General features: G+C 71.2%; 9 protein-coding genes. 3 read left to right on the forward strand and 6 right to left on the reverse strand.

Translation table 11 applies throughout. The features are described 5' to 3' along the window. Nucleotides 1-120 precede the first annotated feature (120 nt). The 4 genes from QM582_RS14185 to QM582_RS14200 all read right to left on the reverse strand — a co-directional run bounded on the left by QM582_RS14185 (nt 121) and on the right by QM582_RS14200 (nt 2,837). Nucleotides 121-906, reverse strand: a complete 786-nt coding sequence (locus tag QM582_RS14185; protein WP_415085442.1) for a tyrosine-type recombinase/integrase — start codon at nt 904-906, stop codon at nt 121-123. Nucleotides 907-1,138: 232 nt separating this feature from the next. Next, nucleotides 1,139-1,444 carry a hypothetical protein gene (locus QM582_RS14190; RefSeq protein WP_415085444.1) on the reverse strand — a complete coding sequence of 102 codons (306 nt, stop codon included), beginning with the start codon at nt 1,442-1,444 and terminating at the stop codon, nt 1,139-1,141. Then, the gene (locus QM582_RS14195; RefSeq protein ID WP_415085446.1) at nt 1,429-1,641 is read right to left on the reverse strand and encodes a hypothetical protein; all 213 of its coding nucleotides are present in this window, start codon (nt 1,639-1,641) and stop codon (nt 1,429-1,431) included. The genes QM582_RS14190 and QM582_RS14195 overlap by 16 nt, the downstream gene beginning before the upstream one ends. A 167-nt stretch (nt 1,642-1,808) precedes the next feature. Further along, a complete protein-coding gene (locus tag QM582_RS14200) occupies nt 1,809-2,837 on the reverse strand; it encodes a YdcF family protein (protein ID WP_415085448.1) in 1,029 nt (342 codons plus the stop codon). A gap of 333 nt (nt 2,838-3,170) precedes the next feature. On the opposite strand from QM582_RS14200, the gene QM582_RS14205 reads away from it, so the two are divergent. After that, nucleotides 3,171-3,767 carry a peptidoglycan-binding protein gene (locus QM582_RS14205; protein ID WP_415085450.1) on the forward strand — a complete coding sequence of 199 codons (597 nt, stop codon included), beginning with the start codon at nt 3,171-3,173 and terminating at the stop codon, nt 3,765-3,767. Between the two features lie 140 nt (nt 3,768-3,907). Here the strand turns inward: QM582_RS14205 and QM582_RS14210 are convergent, their stop codons facing one another. Further along, complete coding sequence (locus QM582_RS14210) at nt 3,908-4,576, reverse strand: response regulator (RefSeq protein ID WP_415085451.1); 669 nt, start codon at nt 4,574-4,576, stop codon at nt 3,908-3,910. 23 nt (nt 4,577-4,599) lie between these two features. Next, nucleotides 4,600-5,811 (reverse strand): sensor histidine kinase, encoded by a 1,212-nt coding sequence (locus tag QM582_RS14215; RefSeq protein ID WP_415085452.1) that lies wholly within the window; start codon nt 5,809-5,811, stop codon nt 4,600-4,602. A gap of 131 nt (nt 5,812-5,942) precedes the next feature. On the opposite strand from QM582_RS14215, the gene QM582_RS14220 reads away from it, so the two are divergent. Together QM582_RS14220 and QM582_RS14225 are read left to right on the forward strand one after the other, a co-directional pair. Next, the gene (locus QM582_RS14220; RefSeq protein ID WP_415085454.1) at nt 5,943-6,644 is read left to right on the forward strand and encodes an ABC transporter ATP-binding protein; all 702 of its coding nucleotides are present in this window, start codon (nt 5,943-5,945) and stop codon (nt 6,642-6,644) included. Continuing rightward, the gene (locus QM582_RS14225) at nt 6,644-8,023 is read left to right on the forward strand and encodes a hypothetical protein (RefSeq protein WP_415085456.1); all 1,380 of its coding nucleotides are present in this window, start codon (nt 6,644-6,646) and stop codon (nt 8,021-8,023) included. Before QM582_RS14220 ends, QM582_RS14225 begins: the two co-directional genes overlap by 1 nt. Nucleotides 8,024-8,264: the final 241 nt, after the last annotated feature.

Consider the following 8,264-nt stretch of genomic DNA (forward strand, 5'->3'; position numbering starts at 1 on the left):
CTCGACCTCGTCGGGACCTCGTCGGGACGAGGTGGCGTGGTGGGAGTTCACCACCTCGTCTTCGTCTTTAGACGAAGACGAGGTGGTGAACTCCACGCCGGTGTGGGAGCCGTGCCCGTGTCAGGCCGCGGCGTCCACGACCGACCGCAAGTCGGCGACGTCCGCCAGCACGTAGCGTCGCGTCGTCTCCGGCCGGGCATGCCCGAGGATCGTCGCGAGCGCCAGCAGGTCGCGCGACTTGCGCCAGGCCTTCGTCGCGAACGCGTGACGCAAGCTGTGCGCCGTCCACGGCGCCGGTAGTGCCCTGGCCATCAAGACGCCGACGTGGCCGGCCGTCAGGTGACCACCGGTCGGCGACGGGAACGCCCAGCCCTCGACACCGAGCAGCTGCTCGGCGACGTCCTGGGCGAGCGGCACCAGCCGTTGCTTGCGGCCCTTGCCGTGGACCCGCAGCGTCCAGCCGGTCAAGTCCTCCACCAGGTCGTCGGAGTGCACCTGGGCAATTTCGCCGCGGCGTAGGCCCTGACGGACCGCGAGCGTGAGCATCAGCTGGACGCGGCTGTCCGCCGCCAGCATGCCCAGCGCGATCGCCCGCTCCGGCGCCGGCCGCGGCTGGTGCTGCGCCGGCCTGATCCGCGGCAGCAACCGCGACGGATCACGCTCGATCCGTCCCGACGCGTGCGCCCACCCGTACAACGACCGCAACGCCGCCAGCTGCGACCGGCGTGTCTCGGTCGACCAGCCGGGCCGGCCCAGCCAGCGCGTCAGATCATCAGCGGTCACGGCCAGCAGATCAGGGTGCCGCTCAGCGAACCGCGTCAGCTGGTAGCGGCGCAGCCGCAACGTCTCCGGCGACGGGTCGGACGCCGCGAACCACGACAGCCAATCATTCAGTACTTCACTCACCGGCGAACTACAACGTGCGCGGGCGGCTCCGGCCAACCATCCCGGTACGGCCGGCCATACTCCAGGCAGCGCCGGCAGACCCACCGCCGCGGCAACCACGACACCGCCGACTTGAAGGACCGCCAACCCTGCCGCCGCGCCACCTCGAGCGCCGCGCCCGCGGACCCGCCGGCAACCCTCACCACGGCGTCCAAACACTCGTCACACCGGACCGTCGTCGACTTCTCGATCATCAGCCGCCGAAGCCCCGGACGATCGAGTTCCGGATGGAGCCCGCCCACGCAACCCCGCCCCCATCGTCCGCCTCGATACGCCCCATGTAGTCGCGAGCGACCAACTCTGGGAGGGCGAGCACCGCCGCGTGGACGTTCGCCGTGCGTAGTTCGATCGCGGCCGCGATGGCCGCTTGGGCGTGCGCGTAAGCAATGGTCAGGGCGGCTTCGTCCCAGTCACCTTGCTCCAGTTGATCCTTCGCGAACTGGAGCTGCCGTGCCGCTTCGGCGAGAGGATCGCGCGGCTCCATCAGGACCCCGCGCACGCCGAGCAGGAAACCACCCGGCCGGGTGCATCGAACGCCGGCACCGGCGCCGACAGGTGCGCCGAGTCCTGCACGAACGTGCCCAGCTGGGCGTCGAATCGGCGCTGACCTGCAACCCGTCCGCACGACGTCCCGAACACGCCACCAGAAGCCAGCTGATGGACGAGGATCAGCGGGCGCGGCCCGATGCTGCTCATGCGACACGCTCCTGCCCGGTGAACATGTCGATGACAAGGGCGAACTGTGAATCAGAGGGTTTCTGGTTCGAGTCCAGGCGGGGGAGCGGAAAGGCCCTTGTGGAACCCGGTTCGGAGTCCCGCTGGGGCCTTCGTGCTGTCCGGGGCTCTCTCACGCCGGGGCGTCCTCAGCGGTTCACCAGCACCGCCACGGCGTGGCCGATCACCGGCAGGCAGGCCAGTCCGAGCAGCACCGCGTTCAGCACCAGGTGGTCGCGCAGCACCGCGATGAACTCGCGGATCACCGCGCTCGGCCAGTAGTAACGCGCGGTCGGCGCGCCGACCGAGTAGCCGGGAATGCCCAGCCGACGCATCAGCAGAGCCGCGCGGAAGGCGTGGAAGTTGTTGGTCACCGCCGCGATCGGGCCTTCGACGTCCCGCTGCTTCAGCAGTTCGGCACTGTAGGCGAGGTTCTGCTCGGTGGTGCGCGACCGGTCCTCGATCACGATCCGGTCCGCCGGGAAGCCCTTCTCGGCGAGGTAGGACGCCATCGCCTCGCCCTCCGCGACCGGTTCGTCCGGTCCCTGGCCACCGGAGGTGACCAGCACCGGAGGATCGTTCGCGAACCGCTCGTAGAGGGCTCGTCCGCGGTTCAGCCGGGCCGCCAGCAGCGGCGGAACCTTGGCGCGGATCAGACCGGAACCGAGCACCACCACGGCCGCGACCGGTCCGCCGCGGCGGGCCATGATCGCCGGATACAGCGTCCCGTAGAGCAGGAAGGCGACGAAGCCGAAGCCCAGATAGCCCAGTGGCAGTCCGAGCAGCAGCAACGCCAGCGCCCACTGGGACGAGCCGGTGACGACCACCAGCACCCACAGGCCGAGGTAGCCGAGCATGCCGGCGCCCACACCGAGCCCGAGCAGCCGGGAGATCGCCCAGCCCTCGCGGCGCAACAGGGTGATGCCGGTGACGATCAGGAAGCCGGCCAACGCCAGCACCGTGCCCAGCACGATCACCACCAGGGCCAGGAATGCGTAGGCGCCGAGTTGCTGGTCGAAGCTCGCCAGCGCGCCCATGACCAGCCCGGCGCCGGTCATCAGCAGCCAGCTGAGCAGCGCCAGCAGGTACAGGCCGGTGCGCAGCTTCCGCGGGTCGGTCGCGACACTGACCACCAGCGCCACCAGCAGCACGATCACGCCGGTGGGTAGCTCCAGCATCGTCCCGCGTCCCTCCTCGACCGGCCGATCGGTCGTCGGCTAGGGCCGACGGTAGCAGCGTCGTCGATTCGGACGTCCCCCAGGTAGCGCGATCGGTTGGCCGCCCACCTGCGCGCGGGCAGCGACCTGCCCTGCCGGCAGTCACGTCGGGGGCGGCAGGGAGACGGCGGGCCAGGGCGCCGGGGTCGCCGGCCGGTGGGTCGCCGGGCCGGGGAGGGGGCCGGGAGATTGCCGGACGGGAGGTCCGAAAGGCGTGCATCAAACGCCGATGCGTCCGCATCAGTGAGGTGTGAGACACCGCGGACGAGGATCCGCACGGCACAGGGAGGGACTATGACGACCAGCCAGAACGGATGGCCCGTTCAGGACACGAAGGCGAAGCTGTGGCCTCACCCTGAGGTCGGGCCGATCCTGGGCGGACCGGTCTGGGTGGTGATGGCCGCCTTCCTGCGCCGCTACCAGGCCGAGATCGAAACGATCGGGAGGTCGTCCGGCTGCTACAACCGGCGCCGCATCGCCGGCAGCACGAAGTGGAGCAATCATGCCTCGGCGACCGCGGTGGATCTGAACTGGAACCTGCACCCGGCCGGCGCGCAGCACACCGGCTATTCCGCCCGGCAGATCACGGACCTCACCGCGCTGCTGGCGGAGTTTCCCGTGCTGCGTTGGGGAGGGCCGGCGTTCAACGACCCGATGCACTACGAGATCAGGCCCGGCGTGACCCGCGCCCAGGTCAAGAAGCTGGCCACCACGCTGCTGCAGAAGCAGCTGCTGACCCACGGTTTCGCGTTGGAGGTGGACGGCGTCCGGGGCGCGGTGACCACCGCGGCGCTGCTGGAGTTCCAGCGGGCGCAGGGGCTCGAGGCCGACGGCGTCGACGGGCCCAAGACCTGGTCGGCCCTGCTGACCACGTCGACAGTGGCGGCCTGACCCGGCACCGGTCAGATCAGGTCGTCCTGTTCGCCGGTGATCCAGGCCAGGTACGGGTCGGCGGAGAACCGGACGGCCGCCGCCGCGTTCCATTCGGTCGTCGCCGGTTTCTCCGCAGCCGGCCGCCGGGAAGCGCTTCCTCAGCGGACTCCGTTCAGATAAGCGAGCACCGCCCGAACCCGGCGATTGTCCTCGTCGGGGCCCAGATCGAGCTTGGCGAAGATGTTCGCCACATGCTTGGCGACCGCGGCCGGGCTGATCACCAGCTGCCCGGCGATCTGCTGGTTGGCGGCACCCTTGGCCATCAGCGACAGCACCTCGAGCTCACGTGGGGTGAGCCGGCTGAGCCGCGGATCGCTGCGCCGGGCGTTGAGCAGCTGCGCCACCACCTCGGGGTCCATCACCACCTCGCCGGCCGCGACCAGTTCGGCCGAGCGCATGAAGTCCGCGACCCGTCCGACCCGCTCCTTGAGCAGGTAGCCGACCCCGCCGGCGGTGTTGGTCTCCAGTAGGGTGGCGGCGTAGGCCGGGGCGACGTACTGGCTGACCATCAGCATCGGCAGCCCCGGGTAGGACTCCCGCAGCTGCACGGCGGCGCGCAGGCCGTCGTCGGTCATCGTGGGCGGCATCCGGACGTCGGTGATGACCAGGTCGGGCAGCCCGTCCGGGGAGTCGGCCAGCCGGGTGCACTGGGCGATCAGCTCGGGGGCGTCCCCGGCCTCGGCCACCACGCTGTGCCCGGCGCGCTCCAACAGGCCGACCAGCCCGGCCCGGATCAGCGCGGCGTCGTCGGCCACCAGGATCCGCATCCCGTCCCCTTCCCTCGTCCCGGTCACGGTAGCGGCTGCCCGCCGGGCGGGTGCGGGAAGCTGGCCCGGATGATCGTCGGGCCGCCTGGCGGGCTGCTCACCCAGCACCCGCCGCCGAAGGCTTGGACCCGTTCGATCATGCCGCTCAGCCCGTGTCCCGGACGGACCACCGCGCCCCCGCGTCCATCGTCGTACACCTCGATCTGCAGCTGATCGGACTGCGCCACCCGGACCGCCATGGTGGACGCCTGGGCGTGCTTGACCGCGTTCGTGAAAGCCTCGCTGACCAGGTAATACGCCGCCAGCGCCAGTTGTTCGGGCGGCTGCCGGTCGCCGCTGATGGTCACCGTGACCGGCACCGGCTGCCGCTCGGACAGCTCCCGGACGGCGTCGGCCAGCCCACGGTCGGTGAGGATCTGCGGATGGATGCCGCGGACCGTGTCGCGCAGCGACGTCATCGCCGCCTCCATCGACGAGTGCGCGGCGGCCAGGGCGTCCCGGACCGCCTCCGGACGCCCCGTGTCGAGGGCGTACTCGGCCTCGCCCAACTGCATGCTGAGCAGCACCAGATGCTGCTGGGCGCCGTCGTGCAGATCGCGCTCGATGCGGCGCCGTTCGGCCGCGAAGACGTCCACCAGTTCGCGGCGGGACGAGGTGAGCTGGTCGACCTGCTCGCGCAGCTCGGTGCGCGGCCGGATCAGGTCCTCGACCAGGATCGCCTGCACGCTGGCCAGCGCCCAGGCCACGTACAGCCCGGCGATCAGGATGACGATCAGCATCACCCACAGCCCGAGGTGGTCGGGGGTGAGCGGCTCGCCGATGTGACCGATCAGCTGGCTGACGAAGCCGAGCACCAGCACCACCAGCACTGCGCCGGGCACGAAATCCACCAGTGCGAACAGCACCGCGATGCCCCAGACGGCGAGATTGCCCGAGCGCAGGCCGTTGGCGTCCCAGGGGTGCCGGATGGGTCCGCTGGGAAGCGGACCGGGGCGGCGCAGCCCGAGCAGCCGCAGTCGCTTGCCTTCGACGTTCGCGGTGCCCCAGGCGACCACCGGCAGCACGATCAACCCGACGATGCCGGCGATCAGCGCCAGGATGCCGCCCAGGATCGCGGTCGCGCAGTACGCCACGGCACCCCAGCCGAGCGGGCTGACCAGCATCCGCAGCGGGTTGGGCGGCGGCTTCAGCCGGGAGCGGACCGCGGCCTCGTGGGACGGGACGGATTGCGTCACCATGCCACCCTAAGAGGTTCGCGCCCGGATGGCAGGGGCGCCACCACCACCGCCGGGTAGTGCTGGCACTACCGGCAGGACACCGGGCAGCGCCCGTGATCGAACCGCCGGCGGCCGGTTGGCTTGAGGGTATGACAGCGAACCAGGCACGGCCCGGGCTCCGGGCGCAACAGATCTCCAAGTCCTTCGGCGACGTCCACGCCCTCGACCGGGTCAGCATCGACATTCCGGCCGGACAGTCGGTGTCGGTGATGGGGCCGTCCGGATCGGGCAAATCCACCCTGCTGCACTGCCTGGCCGGCATCCTGCGTCCGGACGCCGGCGACGTCAGCCTGGGCGACGAGCCGGTCTCGCTGGCCTCGGACGCCGCCCGCAGCCGGATCCGGCTGGCCCGGATGGGCTTCGTCTTCCAGGACGGCCAACTGCTCCCCGAACTGAGCGCGCTGGAGAACGTGGCGCTGCCGCTGTTGCTGCTCGGCCGGCCGCGTCCGGAGGCGATGCGGCGGGCCGGCGACTGCCTGCAGTGGCTGGGCCTGGCCGGGTTGGAGGCGCGGCGTCCGGGACAGCTGTCCGGCGGGCAGGCGCACCGGGTCGCGATCGCTCGCGCCCTGGTCGGCCAGCCGGACGTGGTTCTCGCCGACGAACCGACCGGTGCGCTCGACCAGGCCACCGGCGCCGAGGTGATGCGGGTGCTGACCGCCGCGGTCGCCGCCGTCGGCGCCAGCCTGGTGGTGGTCACCCACGACGCCGGCGTCGCCGACTGGTGCGACCGTCACGTCGAGATCGTCGACGGGCGGGTCAGCAACGACTTCTTCAGCGCGAGGGCCGCCTGATGAACCAGTTCCGAGTGGCCCCGCTGCTGCTGCGCGGCCGGATCCGGGCCGGCAGTGGACTGATCGACCTGCTCGCCGTGCTGGCCTTCACGGTGAGCAGCTGGTTGCTGCTGTCGGTGCTCGCCGGGGTGCATGCCTTCGTCGAGCGGCAGAACAACCCACCGGCGGCGTTCCTGGCCGCGCTGGGCGCGAATCCCGAATACGGCGCGGCCCAGCTGCCGGTGTGGACGGTGCTGGCGGCCTGCGCGGGCGTCCTGCTGGTGGTGCCGTTGGTCACCCTGGGTGCGGCGTCCGCCCGGATGGGTGCCCTGGGCCGTGACCAGCGGCTCTCCACGTTGCGGCTGCTGGGCATCACCGGCGGGCAGGCGATCGGGCTGAGCACCGCCGAGACCATGCTGGCCGCGCTGGCCGGGGGAGTGCTCGGCATCGTCGGCTACCTGCTCACCCTGCCGGTCTGGGCGGCGATCTCCTTCCAGGCGACGCCGCTGAGCGCGGCCGAGATGCTGCTGCCGGCCTGGGCCGTGGCGGCCATCGTCGGCGGCCTGGTGCTGCTGGCCGGGGTGAGCTCGGTGACCGGGCTGATGCGGCTGCAGATCTCGCCGCTGGGGGTGGCGCGCCGGGCGCCGCGTCCGGCGTTGAAGCTGTGGCGGCTGCTGGTGCTGCCGCTGGCCATCGGTGCCTGGCTGGTGATCGCGCCGATGCTGAACCTGGCCCACGAGCTGGTCTTCTCGACGGTGGTCATCCTGATCGTGCTGGGCCTGTTCATGGGGGTGATCAACCTGGTCGGGCCGTGGTTGTTGCAGCTGCTCGGGTTGCTCTTCACCCGCTCCGGACGCCCCCACGTGCTGCTCGCCGGACGCCGGCTGCTGGCCGACCCGAAGGGTGCCTGGCGGTCGGTGGCCGGGCTGGCCTTCGTCGGCTTCACCGGGGGAGCGCTGGTCAGCATTCCCGACTTCACCGCCTACACCGGCGATCCGGTGCTGCGGATCCTGGCCGCCGACATCCGCACCGGCACTTATCTGACCGTCGGCATCGCCTTCCTGGTGGCGGCCACTTCGACCCTGCTGAATCAGGCGTCCGCCGTCCTCGACCGGCGCCGCGAGCTGCGCCAGCTGGCGAACCTGGGAGTGCCGCGCACCCTGCACGACCGCACCCGGCTGGTCGAGGTGGTCGCCCCCGCCGCGCTCAGCGCCCTGGGCTCCGGTGGCCTGGCGATGCTGTTCTTCGCGCAGCTGCCGTCGATGGCGTCCGCGCCGATCGGGCCGGTGCTGTTCGCGGCGTCCCTGCTGGCCGGGGTGACCCTGGTCTGGGCGGCCGGTGAGGCCTGCCGTCCGGTGATGCGGTCCGCACTGGCCGGGGTCGGGGTGCGCGCCGACTAGCGATTCGCCTCCCGGGGACGGTTCTCGTCGGTTGGGGACGGTTCTCGCTGGTTGGGGACGGTTCTCGTCGGTTGGGGACGGTTCTCGGTGGTTGATTTTCGTTCCTGAGGGACGGTTCTGGGCTCCGGACCGGGTGGAGAACCGTCCCTATCGGTCGAAAATCGTCCCTCGAGAACCGTCCCCGGTGGTTGAGAACCGTCCCCGGTGGTTGAGAACCGTCCCCGGTGGTTGAGAACCGTCC

It is taken from the genome of Micropruina sp. (assembly GCF_047607385.1).
Classification (GTDB): Bacteria; Actinomycetota; Actinomycetes; order Propionibacteriales; family Propionibacteriaceae; genus Micropruina.